General features: G+C 54.1%; 12 protein-coding genes. 8 read left to right on the plus strand and 4 right to left on the minus strand.

The features are described from left to right. The first annotated feature begins 11 nt into the window (after positions 1–11). Positions 12–500, plus strand: a complete 489-nt coding sequence (locus KIH26_RS16405) for a thioesterase family protein (RefSeq protein WP_213446777.1) — start codon at positions 12–14, stop codon at positions 498–500. 88 nt (positions 501–588) lie between these two features. Here KIH26_RS16405 and KIH26_RS16410 read toward each other — a convergent pair whose 3' ends face one another. Then, on the minus strand, positions 589–1,515 hold the full coding sequence (locus KIH26_RS16410) for a LysR family transcriptional regulator (RefSeq protein ID WP_213446778.1): 927 nt from the start codon (positions 1,513–1,515) through the stop codon (positions 589–591). Between the two features lie 138 nt (positions 1,516–1,653). On the opposite strand from KIH26_RS16410, the gene KIH26_RS16415 reads away from it, so the two are divergent. Further along, on the plus strand, positions 1,654–2,301 hold the full coding sequence (locus KIH26_RS16415; protein ID WP_213446779.1) for an NADPH-dependent F420 reductase: 648 nt from the start codon (positions 1,654–1,656) through the stop codon (positions 2,299–2,301). A 20-nt stretch (positions 2,302–2,321) separates the two neighbouring features. Here KIH26_RS16415 and coq7 read toward each other — a convergent pair whose 3' ends face one another. Beyond that, entirely contained in the window at positions 2,322–2,981 is a 660-nt protein-coding gene (coq7, locus tag KIH26_RS16420; RefSeq protein ID WP_213446780.1) for a 2-polyprenyl-3-methyl-6-methoxy-1,4-benzoquinone monooxygenase, read from the minus strand. A 347-nt stretch (positions 2,982–3,328) separates the two neighbouring features. Here coq7 and KIH26_RS16425 point away from each other — a divergent pair, with 347 nt between their 5' ends. From KIH26_RS16425 to KIH26_RS16445, 5 genes are all read left to right on the plus strand, one after another. Next, the gene (locus KIH26_RS16425) at positions 3,329–4,351 is read left to right on the plus strand and encodes a porin (protein WP_213446781.1); all 1,023 of its coding nucleotides are present in this window, start codon (positions 3,329–3,331) and stop codon (positions 4,349–4,351) included. 250 nt (positions 4,352–4,601) lie between these two features. After that, positions 4,602–5,207, plus strand: a complete 606-nt coding sequence (locus KIH26_RS16430; RefSeq protein ID WP_283770157.1) for a DUF3047 domain-containing protein — start codon at positions 4,602–4,604, stop codon at positions 5,205–5,207. A 162-nt stretch (positions 5,208–5,369) separates the two neighbouring features. Then, entirely contained in the window at positions 5,370–6,959 is a 1,590-nt protein-coding gene (locus tag KIH26_RS16435) for an ABC transporter substrate-binding protein (protein WP_213446783.1), read from the plus strand. A gap of 147 nt (positions 6,960–7,106) precedes the next feature. Next, a complete protein-coding gene (locus tag KIH26_RS16440; RefSeq protein ID WP_213446784.1) occupies positions 7,107–8,549 on the plus strand; it encodes a DUF1800 domain-containing protein in 1,443 nt (480 codons plus the stop codon). Between the two features lie 43 nt (positions 8,550–8,592). Beyond that, positions 8,593–9,909, plus strand: coding sequence for a DUF1501 domain-containing protein (locus KIH26_RS16445; protein WP_503005262.1), 1,317 nt, complete (start codon positions 8,593–8,595; stop codon positions 9,907–9,909). A gap of 62 nt (positions 9,910–9,971) precedes the next feature. Here the strand turns inward: KIH26_RS16445 and KIH26_RS16450 are convergent, their stop codons facing one another. After that, positions 9,972–10,610: an MBL fold metallo-hydrolase gene (locus KIH26_RS16450; protein WP_213446786.1), complete on the minus strand. Its 639-nt coding sequence runs from the start codon at positions 10,608–10,610 to the stop codon at positions 9,972–9,974. Between the two features lie 126 nt (positions 10,611–10,736). On the opposite strand from KIH26_RS16450, the gene KIH26_RS16455 reads away from it, so the two are divergent. Then, a complete protein-coding gene (locus KIH26_RS16455; protein ID WP_213446787.1) occupies positions 10,737–11,900 on the plus strand; it encodes a magnesium transporter CorA family protein in 1,164 nt (387 codons plus the stop codon). 21 nt (positions 11,901–11,921) lie between these two features. Here KIH26_RS16455 and KIH26_RS16460 read toward each other — a convergent pair whose 3' ends face one another. Further along, positions 11,922–14,828, minus strand: a complete 2,907-nt coding sequence (locus tag KIH26_RS16460; RefSeq protein ID WP_213446788.1) for an ImpA family metalloprotease — start codon at positions 14,826–14,828, stop codon at positions 11,922–11,924. Between the last annotated feature and the right edge of the window lie 70 nt (positions 14,829–14,898).

Consider the following 14,898-nt stretch of genomic DNA (forward strand, 5'->3'; position numbering starts at 1 on the left):
CAGACTAAGCCATGTCTGCTAAGAAACTCGATCTCTCCACCGTCACGCTTGACGCAGCTTTCCGCGAGGGCGTTCGCGACATTTTTGAAACGAAGATTGTTTTTAACCAAACCTTGGGTTTGAAGATTGACGAACTTGCGCCGCTGAATGCCCGTGCGCATATTGCCATGAGGCCCGAGCTGGTGGGGCACTTCGCCTACAACCGCGTGCATGGCGGCGTGATCAGCGCAGCGCTGGATGCGATGGGTGGCTTGGCTTGCATGTGCGCCATCGGCGCGCAGCATCATGAAGAGCCTGTGATGGATCGGCTCAAGCGCTTTGCCAAGCTGGGCACGATTGATTTGCGCGTGGATTATTTGCGGCCCGCGATTGGTGAGACGTTTATCTTGAAAGCCGAAGTGCTGCGCCTAGGCTCGCGTGTTGCTACAACGCGTATGGAGTTTTGCGGGGCTGATGGGACCTTGCTTTCTGCAGGTGCGGCCGCGTATATCGTGTCTTAGCCTTATTTACTATTAAATTAATAGCACTCCGCGCAGATTTTATGCCTGCAAAGTGCCTATAAGGCTTCAAAAATGAGTCTGCCATGCCTTACATGCGCAATGGGGGCATCTCTTTGAAGCGCTCCAACAAAAAATCCACCAGCACACGCACACGCGGCGCAAGCCCTGCGCGATGCGGATAAAACAGCGCCATGCTCGCGTCGCCGCCCACATGCAGTTTGGGCAGCACCTCCACCAAGTCGCCGCGCGCCAGCGCTTCGCTGGCATGATGCCGCCCAAGCCGCGCAATGCCGATGTGCAAAAGCGCTGCATCCAGAACCACTTCTGGATCTGAGAGCAACAATTGCGCAGGCGCATCGACCGCGCTGATGCCTTGCGCTTTGCTGCTTCCTTTGAACGGCCAAGGCGGCATACGGCCATTGAGGAATTTCACGCGAATCAATTGATGTTGCGCCAGATCGCTCGGTGTCTGCGGTATGCCATGCGCTTTCAAGTAGCGAGGCGTGGCGGCGAGCACGGCAGGGATATTACAAATCTTGCGCGCCACCATACCCTCGGGCGGCTGGCTGCCGCCGCGTATGCCCACATCAAATCCACCTTGAACTAAATCCACTTGGTTGTCGTTCAAATTCAGCTCGACGCGCACTTGCGGGTAGGCTTTGAAGAATGCCGGCAGCAGAGGTAATACATAACGCCTGCCAAAACCCACAGCGCTGTTCACCCGCACCAAACCTTCGGGTTGTGCGCCCTGCGCGGCTAACGCATTCGCATCTTCCAGCGCCTGCATACCAATACGCGCCTGAGCGATGAAGGTGCGGCCCTCTTCCGTGAGTGCTAGGCGACGCGTGGTGCGGTTAAAGAGGCGCAATTTCAAATGCGCCTCTAGAGCAGCCACGTTCTTGCTCACAGCGGCTGGCGTGAGGCCGAGTGCGTTAGCGGCGGCAGAGAAGCTGCCACTGTCTGCCGACTGAATGGCGCTAATCAAGCCGGGCAAGGTGGTTTGCAGGTGCTTCATCTATTTTCAACTATGAGTTGTGAATGATGTGAGTGATTATGTCTTTTTCTTTGACTCCTGAAAACCCACAATTCATTCCATGGATGCAGCACACATCGGTGCTGCACCACATGTTCAATCATTCACAAGGAGATCATCATGAAAGTCGCAATTCTCGGTACTGGTGCAGTCGCTATTGATCTGGCCAAAGGTTTTGTTTCTCGCGGTCATAGCGTCGTATTTGGCACACGCAATGCGCAGGGCGAGACTGCAGTGAAGGCGGTAGCCGCTGTTGCAGGTAGTAGCGCCGCGCCTTATGCGCAAGCCGCCTCGCAAGCTGAGATGGCCGTGCTCGCCACATCTTGGAGCGGCACGCAAAACGCTGTGCAGCTCACGACCAATACTGCATTGAAAGGCAAGCTCTTGATCGACGTGACCAACCCACTCGACTTCTCCACGGGCAAACCACAAATGGCTCTGGGCTTCCCCAACTCAGCAGGCGCGAGCATTCAAGCTTGGCTGCCAGATGCCAAAGTTGTCAAAGCTTTCAATATCATCACCTCCACCCGCATGATCGATCCCCAGTTTTCCGATGGTCAGCCCGACATGTTCATCGCCGGCAACGATGCTGCCGCCAAGCAGCAAACCGCAGATTTGCTCAAAGCCTTCGGCTGGAGAAGCGCGATTGACATGGGCGATATCAGCAAGAGCTATTTGCTCGAAGCGCTCGCGATGGTGTGGATTGAGTACGGGGTGAGCCGCAACCACTGGAACCATGGCATCAGCCTGCTAGGCGCGCAAGCTTGATGGCTTGAATGACTTCGAGGTTAGATGTAATAAGCGGTACGCGTCATCACCTGAGCCATGCTTTGCATGGCTTTCTTCACGGGCTCTGGCAGCTCTGCAGCGCCAGCGTTTTCAGCCTCTAGGGCATGTGCAGCTTCTTCGGAAAGCATTTGCGCTACCACGGCGCGCGAGGCATGGTCGGCGCTGGGCAAGCCGCCTTGGCTTTGCGCTGCTAGGTGGCCATCCAGATGTGCCTCGACTTGTCGCTCCGTCTCCACCATAAATCCTAGGCTGATGCGGTCACCCAATTGCGAAGCCAATACACCTAAGCCAAACGAACCCGCATACCAAAGCGGGTTAAGTAGCGAAGGGCGAGCGCCAAGCGCTTGCAAGCGCTCAGCCGTCCATGCCAAATGGTCTCCCTCTTCTTCGCCAGCTTTGACAAATTGTTCGCGGAGTGCATCGTTTTTGGTGGCAAACGCCTGTCCAGCATAAAGTGCTTGAGCGCATACCTCGCCCACATGATTCACGCGCATCAGAGCACCCGCGTGAACTCTCTCAGCCTCACTCATAGCTTCTGGTTCGCCCTGCACATCAAATGTCTCTGTAGCTGCTGGCGTAGCTCGGCTCGCTATAGGCTTAGACAAGAGAGTGCGTAAAGCGCGATCGGCAGCTTGAACCAACATGTCAGATACAAGCATCAGAGCTCCCAAAAAAAGAAAATTGTCGCATTGAACGCGGCAATCCTGCGAAGATGAATCATTGCCATGCCGCAAACTCCAGTAATACGCCATCGTGCAAGTCATGCGTTTAAATGAATACTAAAGTATTCACATGAGCTGTAACGTAGCAAACTGGCCACAAGCTGTTGCGATTAGGCAACGAGCATGCCGCTTTAGAGGCAAATATTGCCGCGTTTCTTTGCTCCTAAGCCTTCAATCGTGTCCAATAGAGCCAACTTCCCGAAACGGAGGTTGGCCCGGGACTCTGGCGGTTTGTTCTGCAGACCACAATCCGGAGCCCTATGTTTAACCTTGGAGATTTCTCAATGAAAAAGACTCTCGTTGCAATGGCAGCTTTCGCAGCTGTTTCCTCTTTCGCACAATCTAGCGTCACCCTGTACGGTGTTGCTGATGTCTGGTTCGGTCAGGCTAAAGGCAGCTTCGTCGGTACATCTGGTCTTGCTGGTACAGCTAGCCAAATGGTTCTGAACACCGGCGGTCTGTCTGGCAGCCGTTTTGGTCTGCGTGGTTCTGAAGATCTCGGCGGCGGCTTGAAAGCCAACTTCGTGATGGAAAACGGTCACAACACCGACACTGGCGCAGCTGCACAAGGTGGTTTGCTGTTTGGTCGCCAAACTTACGTTGGTATGAGCGGTGGTTTCGGCGAGTTCCGCTTGGGTCGTCAGTACAGCGCATATGACGCTGCTCGTGGCGCTTTGGATACCGTTGGTCACACTTCTTTCTCCGCTACTGTTGCTGGTGGTGCTTGGGAGCGTGTTGGTAACCACTACACCTTCCGTGTTGATAACCAAATGCTGTACAACACACCAAACATGAGCGGTTTCAGCGCTTCTGTTGGTTACGGTCTGCGTGAAAACAAAACAGCTACCGTTGGTGCTGGTCGTGTGTTGAGCATGCACGTTCTGTATGCTAACGGCCCAATCACCGCAGCAGCAGCTTACCAAACCGAAAAAGCAACTGGCGCTGGCCCAACTTTGACCAACTTCTTGGTTGGTGGCGCATATGACCTCGGCGTTGCTAAAGTCAACCTCGAAATCAACAATGCTAAAAACTCCAATATCGACAAAGACAGCGAGATGGCTTTCGGTGTGACAGTGCCGTTTGGCGCTACCGCTGTTTCTCTCGCCTACGGTACGGCTAAGAACAAGGCAGCTGCTGGTGGTGCAACCATCGAAAAAGGCAACACCATTGGTCTGCAAGTTACCCATGCTTTGTCTAAGCGTACAACCATTTATGGTGGTTTGGTTAACGGTAGCGTGAAGTCCGGTGCAGGTGCGGCTATCGAGAAAAATGCGATTACCGCTATCGGTATGCGCCACACCTTCTAATTTGATGCGGGTTTAACATCCGCTGAGAATTAAGAAATCAAAGCCATTCGGAGTAATCCGGATGGCTTTTTTGTTGGCTTACGACATACTTTGAAACATGCTCATGCGTCATCAGTTCACCCCAGTGTCACGCTGGATCGTAGTTTGCACGCTTATCGTATTGAGTGCTTGTTCAACACCTCCATCTAAAGAGTCAGCGGCAAAGTCGACCGAGCAGCAACCTGATATTTCGCAAGCAGCTTGGAAGTCTATGCACTTACCGGGCAAGCGCAAAACAATTTTTTCGCGCGACATGCATGATGGTCGTGAAGCGATCAGAGCTGTAGCTGACAGCTCAGTTAGCATGTTTCGTCAACAACTGACAGTGCCAGCAAAAGACCTGGGTTCACTCTCATTCTCTTGGCAAGCCAAGCAATTAATCGAGAAGGCGGATATGGCTGAACGTGACGCAGAAGACTCTGTCGTTCGCGTGGTGCTGAGTTTCGATGGCGACCGCGGCAGATTCTCTGCTAAAGACAAAATGCTTTCTGAGCTCTCACTGGTTCTCACAGGAGAAGAGTTGCCTTATGCAACGCTCATGTACGTATGGTGCAACAAGCGTTCTGCGGGCGATGTCATTACAAACCCACGCACAGATCGTGTTCGTAAGCTCGTTGTGGAGTCAGGTAAAGCCAATCTAGGTAAGTGGCTAGACTACGAACGTGACATCCGTGCAGACTTCATCAAGACCTTTGGCGAGGAGCCGGGCACTCTCACTGGCGTAGCTCTGATGACGGATACCGACAATACCCAATCGCGCGCCACATCATGGTACGGGCCAGTGCGATTGAAGCCGCGTGCGGTGACTGCACCATAATTGGCGACTAGTGTCTTCGCAGCGACAAGTTTGCATTCAAGTAGTGCAATTCATCGGGGTAAATCCCCGCACAGTTGGCGCGCCTCTTGCTGCATCATTTCACCCTTGTCGATGGCCTTTGCCATCACTTTTTAACGCCCAGATGGGCAAGTGAGTGAAATCATGAAGATCAAACTATCTATCCTCGCCGCCAGCATGGTGCTGGCTGGTATGGCCGGCACAGTTGCAGCCAAAACTTTTAAGTGGGCCAGTGCGGCTGAGATATCAACGTGGGATATCCACTCCCAAAACAATGCGCTACAAAACGGCATCCATGCTGCGGTTTATGAGAGCTTGGTGTACTACAACAAAGACTTCAAGGTTGAGCCTGTGTTGGCCACAAGTTGGTCCATGGTTTCGCCGACGCAATGGCGCTTCAATCTGCGCAAGAACGTGAAGTTCACCGATGGCTCTACGATGACTGCTGATGACGTGGTGTTTTCCATTCAGCGTTCACTTGCTCGCACCTCCAATTTCGCGATTTACGCACAAGGCATCGATAAAGCCGTCAAAGTGAATAACGACACGGTAGACATCATGCTCAAAGGCGCGAATCCTGTGTTGCTCAATCAGTTGACTGAACTGCGCATCATGAGCAAGGCTTGGGCTGAGAAAAACAACTCGGTCGATCCTAAAGACATCCGCAACGTGACCCAAGAAACTTTTGCCAACCGCAATGCGATGGGCACAGGGCCCTACATCATGAAGCAATGGATCCCTGATCAGCGTATGGTGTTTGAGCGTAACCCCAATTGGTGGGGCTGGGCTGCCAATGCGGCCAGCACCAATGTGACCGAGATCATCTATACGCCAATCAAATCAGAGGCGACTCGTGTGGCAGCCTTGCTCTCCGGCGAAGTGGATTTGATGCTTGACCCAAGCCCGCAAGATTTGGGACGTTTGCGTAGCAATGCCAATCTGAAAGTGATTGATGGCGTTGAAAACCGCACCATTTTCTTTGGTATGGATCAGTTCCGCGAAGAGTTGATCGGTTCAAACATCAAAGGCAAGAATCCATTGAAAGATGTACGCGTGCGTCGTGCGCTTTATCAAGCGATCGACAGCGATACCCTCACGCGTGTGACCATGCGCGGTTTGGCGCAGCCGACAGGAGCCATGGTTGCGCCGATGGTGGCCGGTTGGACAGAAGGCGTCCATAAGCGCTTGCCGTTTGATATTGAAGCTTCCAAAAAGCTGTTGGCTGATGCAGGCTATAAAGACGGCTTCGAAGTTGATTTCGCCTGCCCGAATAACCGCTACATCAACGACGAAGAAATCTGCCAAGCCGTGACGGGCATGTGGGCCAAAGTCGGTGTGCGCGCCAAGCTTCGCACTTTGCCCTTGGTGACATACTTCCCCATGATTCAGCGCTATGAAGCCAGTATTTACATGCTGGGCTGGGGCGTGCCAACATTTGATACGCTGTATTCAGCGCAATCTTTGTTCCGTACCGTGGGCACGGGCGGCGATGGTAACTACAACGTGGGGCGTTACAGCAATCAGCGTATGGACTTTGTGGTGGATCGCATCAAAACCGAAACCGATCTCCCCATTCGCAATCGCTCTTTGACGGAAGCACTGCAAATTTCCAATGACACGGTGTCGCATATTCCTTTGCACAACCAAATCATCCCATGGGCGATGAAGAAGAGCATTGATGTGGTGCACCGTGCGGATAACCGCATTGACTGGCGCCTGGTCAAGGTCAACTGATTTCCGATTGACTTGGTTTAAAAGCCCGGATCGCCGGGCTTTTTTCGTGGCGTGCTGCTAGTTGTCGCTTGTGCAAAGCCAGTAAAGCTCTGTAAACCCTGCCAACGCCACAGCGCAATTTGCGTTGAAATGCCACAGGAGCTCACCATGAAAAAAACTCTGCTTGCCACTTACCTATCTGTCATATGTATGGGCTGTTTCGCTCAAGCTCTGCCCGACACCAGTGCTGCTGCCGTTTGGCGAGCGACCTCGCGTCTTGGTTACGGCCCCACGCCTGCGCTGGTACAAGCTGCCCAAAATAACGCACGCGCTTGGAGCTTAGCGCAGCTGGATTTGGCTCGCCAAGCCAGCCAGCGCCCCGCGAAAATCCCCCCGGCATTGCAAGCTTTGGCAGCTAGCCAACAACAAGTCAGCGCTCGCTTTCATGAGGAGCGTGAAGCCCGGAAAATGGAGCGCAATGACCAGCAAAAGCCTGCGTCTTCCATGCAAGGCGATGCCGCAATGGGCTTGGGCAACGATACAGAAAACTATTCTCGCGACATGCAACTGGCCACGGGCGCTTGGCGCTTGGCATCGTGTAGCAACCCCGATATGGAGAACCCATTGCTTGCGCGAATGACTGAATTTTGGTTCAACCACTTCAACGTGTTCATCGGCAAAGGCCCGGTGCGGCCGTACGTGGGTAACTATTTGCTCACAGCCATTCGTCCTCATGCATTGGGTAAGTTTGAAGATTTGCTGCTCGCTACCGCGCAGCATCCAGCCATGTTGTTTTATCTGGACCAAGCGCAAAGCACACAGCGCGGACTGAACGAGAACTATGCTCGTGAACTGATGGAGCTGCACACATTGGGTGTCAATGGTGGCTACACGCAAGCTGATGTGCGTGAGATGGCGCGTGTGCTCACAGGATGGTCGGTGGATATCAATGGCGGGCAAGGCTTTTTGTTTCGACCGCGCGCGCATGAAGACGGCAGTAAAACAGTGATGGGGCAAAGCTTTACTGAAAGTGGGCAAGCGCAAGGCATCGCAGCCATTAAAATCTTAGCCCAACATCCGGCCACAGCCCAGAGAATATCTGCGCGGCTAGCTACATTTTTTGTAGCGGACAAACCCAGCAAGGCACTCACCGACAGGCTTGCACGCACCTTCACGCAAACGGGTGGAGACATCCATGCCGTTATGAAAAGCTTGATCGAGTCACCAGAATTTTGGGAGAGCGCCAACACACTCTTCAAAACACCGATGGACTATGCTTGTTCGAGTTTGGCAGCAGCGGGAAACGTGAAAGAGGACGCGAGCCGCAACCAAAATTTACGACAAGCGACGGGATTCCTTGCACAAGCGGGGCAGCCTCTACATGGCTGGCAAACGCCTGACGGCTACAAAACGGACGCCGGCACATGGCTCGCGCCTGAAGCGCTCACGCGGCGTGCCGATTACGCTTTCGGTCTTGCCTCGCGGATAGACGAGCCGAGTTTTTTGCAGCAGTTCTATACGGTCAACACACGCGAGCGCATCGCGAAAGAGCGCGCTGTTCACATGCGTACCGGTTTGTTGCTGGCTGCGCCTGAATTCATGAGCAAATAAGGAGACGATGATGAATGCACCATACAACATCCATCGCCGCAGCATGCTTGCGTTCGGCGCAGCGAGTCTGTTCGGCGGCCAGGTCTTCGCACAACGCGCACCTGCGGGATCGCTCACACAAGGTCGTCTTGTGGTCGTTTTCCTGCGCGGTGCGTACGATGGACTGTCTGCCCTCGTGCCCTATACCGATCAAGACTACTACGCGATACGCCCGAGTATCGCTGTGGCAGCGCCAGACGGCACACGCGAGACCGCACTCAAGCTTGATGATCGCTTCGCTCTGCATCCCGCGCTGGGCGCCTTGATGCCACTGTGGCAAGAAGGCTCGCTCGGCGTGATCGCCAGTGCTGGCTTGCCCGTACCCAATCGCTCGCATTTCGATGCGCAATACTTGATGGAAATCGGCTTGCAAGAAAAAAGCAATGCACCGATGGGCTGGCTAAACAAACTCGCAGCAAGCAGCACAGGCTCTGCTTTAGGTGTGGGCGAGGCCAATCCAGCCATCCTTTCCGGGCAAACGGTCGTTAAGCTGATCCCGCGTGGCGATGCTGCGGCACGCACCGGGGTGTTGGCGAATGCGAAGCAGCGCAGTGCTCTGATGGATTTGTATGCTGGCAACGATGCTGTGAGCCAAGCTTTTCGTCAAGGCGCAAGCAGTCGCATGCAAACCTCACAAGAGCTGATGAATGAGCGCAATATGCGTACGGCCAACGCTAATGCTGAGATGGTGGGCATGGCTCAAGCATCGCCTTCGCAGCAGAGAAGAATGCTCGACAAAGACGGCACACCTCAGACCACAGCAGCGCAGCAAGCTCAGATGCAGGCTGCCAGCAATGGCGCGGCTGACCCTGTTGGGCTTGCTTTGGATGCGCAGCATCTGGCAACCTTGATGCGCAATGATCCTCAGCTTCGCTTAGGCTTTCTTTCCGCTGGTGGATGGGATACGCACGCGAATCAAGGCAACGCGACGGGCCAGTTAGCGAATAATTTGGGCAACCTCGCTCGCGGCCTCGCGCAGCTGCGTAGTGAGTTTGATCGGCCCGGCGACTTGATCATCGTGATGAGCGAATTTGGCCGCACCGCTGCCGAGAACGGCACCAAAGGCACAGACCACGGCTTTGGCAACGCGCTCTGGCTGATTGGCAATCGTGTCATGGGTGGCAAAGTTCATGGGCAGTGGACGGGCTTGGCGCGCGGTAACCTGAACGAAAACCGAGACCTACCTGCGCATCATGACTACCGCGCCGTACTCGCACAAGCGTTGCGCAGTACGTTTAAATTGCCAGATTCGCAATTACAAACACTTCTTCCCGGCAGCACATGGGATCAACGTTTAGATGGTTTGTTTCGCCAGATTTAAGAGCGAAATTGGCCTATCGCCGGCGTAGATTCTGCGCAAGCAGCTATAAAATAAATAGCAAATTAGGTTCCACCTACGTACGGATTGCTTTGCCGCTCGCGGCCAAACGTGCTCTCGGGGCCATGACCTGGGATGAAAACTGTGTTGTTACCGAAAGGCCATAAGCGTTGCGTGATGCTATCTAAAAGCTGCTGATGATTGCCTTGCGGGAAATCCGTGCGCCCGATGCTGCCTGCAAACAGCACATCGCCCACAAATGCACGGTTGAGCGCCGCTGAGTGAAACACCACATGCCCCGGCGTATGGCCTGGGCAGTGGCGCACAGAGAAAGTGTGCGCGCCTAGAGACATCGTATCACCATCTTGCAGCCATCGCGTCGGCGTAAACGCCTCCGAGGGCGGGAAGCCAAACATCGCGCCTTGCTGTGGAAGTTGGTCAATCCAAAATTGATCACCCACATGCGGGCCAACGATGGGCAGCGACAGACGGCGAGCCAATTCTGCTGTGCCGCCCGCGTGATCGATATGCGCATGTGTGAGCCAGATTTGCTCGAGCTTCGTGCCAGTTTCTGCCACTTCCTCGAGCAAGACCTCCAAATCGCCGCCCGGATCAATGATGGCAGCTACTCTGGCCTCATCACACCAAACGATGGAGCAATTTTGCTGAAAAGGGGTGACGGGAACAGTACGGTAATGCAACATGATCAAAAGTGTACAGCTATTAATTAGTGAGCACTCCGCGCAGATTGTATGCCGGCGAAATGCTGTTTTCGCTTAAAAAATGAGTGGATAATTGGTCAGCAGCTTGGTTTTCAACAATAATGCCTTATGCAAATTCTGGAATTCACAACGGATAGCCTCCGCTTCTTGGAAGCCGTGCCAGAGCGCGCCCCAGAGAATGGGTTTATTTGGCTGTTTCTAGATCGTGACGACTTTGTTCAGCATCAATCTCAGCTCCAGCTTGCTGCCCAACGTTTGGGCGGTTCGGCAATGCTGGATGTGCACTTGGAGGATTTGCGAAATGCTCAGCATCCCTCCAATTATGACTTCACCTCTATCTACGACCTGATCATTTTCCGGCGCCTCGCCACGCCCTATGAAATGCAGCAGGAAAACGATCAGGATGCGGCTATACACGCCTATCATGGGCAAACTTCGCCTGGTCTTGCTTTGCAGATCAAGCGTGGCAAAGATGAGCCGCATTTCAAGCCCATCAGTTCCAAAGCCGTGGGGTTTGCGGTGTATGACCGGCTGCTCATCACGATCCACCCGCGCGGATGCTACTCGGCGCGTAATTTTGTGCAGCGTTATCTAGAGGATGCTAAAAACAGCGTCGATGCAGCCGCTGCGCGCAATCGTATCCCCACAAGCCCAGCTGATTTGGCGCTACGCATGATCAACGTCATGGTGGACAGCTACTTAGACTTGCGCAAAGAGCTTTCTGCACAGCTGGATCATTGGCAGGCCCAATTGCTCAAACCCAGCTCCCGCTTTAACAACTGGGGCGCTTTGATGAAAGCGCGTAGCCAGTTGCATGTATTGGAGGATTTGTGCGATGAACAGCACGATGCCATGCAGGAGTGGCTGGATACGATTCATGAATCACCACTCGTGGTATTCAACTCAGATAACGCAAAAGCGCAAAGTCAGCGGGACCAGCTCACGGCACGCGCACGCGATGTGATGGAGCACATCACACGAGTGATGCATCATGCGCGGCGCTTGGAGCAATCCGCGGAGACCGTGGTGCAAATCCATTTCTCCGCACAAAGTAATCGCACGAATGACATCATGCGCACACTCACAGCGCTGACAGCTATTTTCTTGCCGCTCAATCTGATTGCTGGCATCTTTGGTATGAATTTTGAATTCCTACCCTTCATCCACGAGCGTGGTGGATTCTGGTGGGCGCTTGGCGGCATGGCTCTCACAGCCGTCACTCTAGGCTTGGTGTTTTGGCGTAAGCGTTACCTCGCGCGGACGCGAGGTTGAGAGCGCTGGCGTAGCAACGGTTCAGAATCCTGTAGGATAAACCGCTGTCGCACTCATCGTGATCGGCGCAGCTACTTTGGCGCCATAGGCATTGAGGTCTTTCATTGGGAAGAGCAACTTGTCTGCAGCGGGCGTGCCATAGGCTACTACTTGCGCTGAAGCGGCTGCTGTGTAGGTCACCCCCCACAGATCCCAGACCGGGCGCATATCGCGGCCAATGATGCGAGATACAGCAATCAGCATGAAGTCGTTGCCGTTGATGGAAGAAGGGTAGCTGGCGTAAGTGCCAAAGCCCATGGCCGTGTTGCTTGTCGCCCAGCTACCGCTGGCAGCGCTGAAATTACGCTCAAGCAGATAAATCAGTGTATAGAGCTCCCAGCCATCGGTGAAACTGGGGTTGTAGTGACGGGCATATTCCACCAATTGACGGTAGAAATTCAAGCGCTGGCTGTTGTCTGCAGCGTAGTCTGTGTTGGCCCACATGCTGTCGTACACGTGCGTGCTGGTGGCGCCGGCCTGCATGGATGACTTGAGCAAATTGAAAGCTGTGATGGTGCTGTTCTCACGTGCTTTGATCGGGGCGCTTGGGTTCGTGCTTCGATTGAAAGCCATTTGCTTGTGAATCGGAAAAATGTTGTTGGACACTTCGCCTGATTGGCCGCCGTAAATACTCATTCGATTGCGCTGTAAGTTGTGACCGATCTCGTGCGTCTCACCCCAACCCAGAGGTTCTAGCGCCCAGTTTTGGTCGTAAGGATTGCCCGAGCAGCCCGCACCGCATGCAGCCACCGTGTCTGCAATCACATGCTGCATCACATCGCGGCGATGCTGCAGGCCTGTGCAATCCCAGCCTGCAACAGTACAAAAAGCGCTTACCGAACTTGGCAAGCCAAACGCACCACTGCTCGAATTGAAACCGGCCAACTCATAGGTGTCTTTGATCATGTAGGTTCCGATTCGATTCGCCAAGAGTGTCATATCGTCGTTATGTGCCGCGAGGGTACTGCGCATGTGTTTCACATTGGAATGCACGCTTAAAAAGTCTGAACTGATACCCACCCAATTGCTTGGTGTGCTGGCCAATTCGGTTTTGAATGCGGCGACTTCTGCTGCGTCATTCATATTGCGCAAAACAGGGTGGGTGATCACGCCATTGACCTCCACCGTGACCGCAGGCGCCCCGCTGGCTGCAGAGATGAACAAATACAGCGGGCCACCAAAGGGGCTGGTCAGTGTGATCGTTTGATCTTTGACCAGTGGCACACGTGGGCTGGCCAGCAAACTGGGGCGGTCATAGCCATTGGGGTTGTACACGCGTGTGGTGTCGCGCAGCATATTGATACCGACAGTCATCGCAGCTGCGGAAGCATCCGTGCGCCTCAGCGTGATCGTGCGGCCAGGCATGATGTACAAGCCTGTCATGTAGTCGCGCGAGCCAGTCTCGGGCGCATGGGTGTTCACAATGCGATTGACAGCCGGTGTCGCAGCAGCAATCGCAGGCGCGAAGCTGCCTTGGTTGGCTGCAGCGACGTTGAAGCGGCGATTGATATAGGCCGTCATGTCTGAGAAGTGCGCGCGGAAGAATGTGCCTTTGTCGCCGCCCTTGTCCATGGGATAAGTGACATTGCGTCGGTAGGTATCGCCCAAAAGCACCAAGTGTTTTTCCAGGGTGTAGCCTGGTTGATCAAACAGGGCGAAACCTTTGGCATCAAGCGCTCGCAATGCACTGCGAAGGGCAGTCGCTGGGGCTTGAAATTCTGCTTGTAACGCGCTATCGCTGTTGCAGCTGACCGTACCAACATTTGCGACACATCCGCTCCATGTGGTGGAGAAATCCGCGTTTTGTAGGCGTTGAATCAAAGCCAAAGTGTCTTGGGTTGTGCTTTTGCTATTCAAGCTGGCTGGATTGAAGGATTTGAGGCCTTCTTGCGACCAGTAGTTGTCACTTATGCTCAGGCCGAAATGGCTCAACATGCGTTCTGCTAAATCGCCTGTATCACCATCGTGATGCAGATACAGCACGGCTACGCCGCGCGCCTGGGCAGCCTTCACTGCTGCCATCACTGCATTGCCGTTGTAGCTTGATGTTCCACTATTGGGGGTCACTTCGCGCCCAATCACAAGCAAATCCGCTCCTTGTAGGCAAGCGTCAAGCCGAGAGCCGTCACAACTGTCATCAATCGCCGCTGTGCCGGTCACGCCATTGATACGCACCGTGGGTATTTGGCTTGTGAGCCAAGCGCGCGTTGGCACTTCGTGCTTGAACCAAAAGGTCGCTGTACTGGGCAAATGAGCAGTCACGACTTTGAGCCCGCTCAAGTTGTTGCGACCAGTCAACCAGCCGAGTGTATTCAGCATGACAGCATCCATTGCCGCATTGCCACGCACAGCCAATGGGTTGCCACCAAAAGCCGCATACCGGGAGCCCGTTGCTGGGTCATTGCCTGCGATGGCCAATGTGCTGCCACTGGCCGCGCTAGTACCTTTGTATCGCCAGTTGCCAGCGAGGAGTATGCGATTGCGTCCTTGATCAAGTACAGAAAAATATGCTGAGTCGTGCGATGGATCCCAGTCAATGCTGGCGATGCTTGCGCCAAATACTGCTTGACGAAGGGCTGTTTCATCCGAAAGCTGCTTTTGCAAGAGGCTCACGGTAGCGTTAATTGCTGTGGCGCTGTCGAGCTTGCTGGCATCGCCTGTCAAGATGGCCTGCGCGACCAGGTCTGCAGCAGGAGTGTTTACTGAGCCACCGCTGGTATTGGTGACACCTGGGGCGTTGCCAGGGTTTGTGCTGGTGCTAACCGGAGTCTCTGCGCCTCCACCACCACCACCGCATGCGACCAAAGACAGAACAAGAGCATAAGCAGTGAGATTCGCCGCGTATCGTACAAATAACGATGCGATTGGATGGGTGATGGATGGCAGCATGATTGGCAAAAGCTTTTCTGAATTTAGACGTTATGTTTTTAATGCGACAGAAGTGTAAGGTCGCGGCACA

This window comes from Variovorax sp. PCZ-1, from assembly GCF_018413605.1.
GTDB lineage: Bacteria > Pseudomonadota > Gammaproteobacteria > Burkholderiales > Burkholderiaceae_C > JANMDU01.

Bases quoted from the DNA above. Each gene is read 5' to 3' on its own strand.
- KIH26_RS16405 (WP_213446777.1), top strand. From the start codon at position 12: ATGTCTGCTAAGAAACTCGATCTCTCCACCGTCACGCTTGACGCAGCT.
- KIH26_RS16410 (WP_213446778.1), bottom strand. From the start codon at position 1,515: ATGAAGCACCTGCAAACCACCTTGCCCGGCTTGATTAGCGCCATTCAG.
- KIH26_RS16415 (WP_213446779.1), top strand. From the start codon at position 1,654: ATGAAAGTCGCAATTCTCGGTACTGGTGCAGTCGCTATTGATCTGGCC.
- coq7 (WP_213446780.1), bottom strand. From the start codon at position 2,981: ATGCTTGTATCTGACATGTTGGTTCAAGCTGCCGATCGCGCTTTACGC.
- KIH26_RS16425 (WP_213446781.1), top strand. From the start codon at position 3,329: ATGAAAAAGACTCTCGTTGCAATGGCAGCTTTCGCAGCTGTTTCCTCT.
- KIH26_RS16430 (WP_283770157.1), top strand. From the start codon at position 4,602: ATGCACTTACCGGGCAAGCGCAAAACAATTTTTTCGCGCGACATGCAT.
- KIH26_RS16435 (WP_213446783.1), top strand. From the start codon at position 5,370: ATGAAGATCAAACTATCTATCCTCGCCGCCAGCATGGTGCTGGCTGGT.
- KIH26_RS16440 (WP_213446784.1), top strand. From the start codon at position 7,107: ATGAAAAAAACTCTGCTTGCCACTTACCTATCTGTCATATGTATGGGC.
- KIH26_RS16445 (WP_503005262.1), top strand. From the start codon at position 8,593: ATGCTTGCGTTCGGCGCAGCGAGTCTGTTCGGCGGCCAGGTCTTCGCA.
- KIH26_RS16450 (WP_213446786.1), bottom strand. From the start codon at position 10,610: ATGTTGCATTACCGTACTGTTCCCGTCACCCCTTTTCAGCAAAATTGC.
- KIH26_RS16455 (WP_213446787.1), top strand. From the start codon at position 10,737: ATGCAAATTCTGGAATTCACAACGGATAGCCTCCGCTTCTTGGAAGCC.
- KIH26_RS16460 (WP_213446788.1), bottom strand. From the start codon at position 14,828: ATGCTGCCATCCATCACCCATCCAATCGCATCGTTATTTGTACGATAC.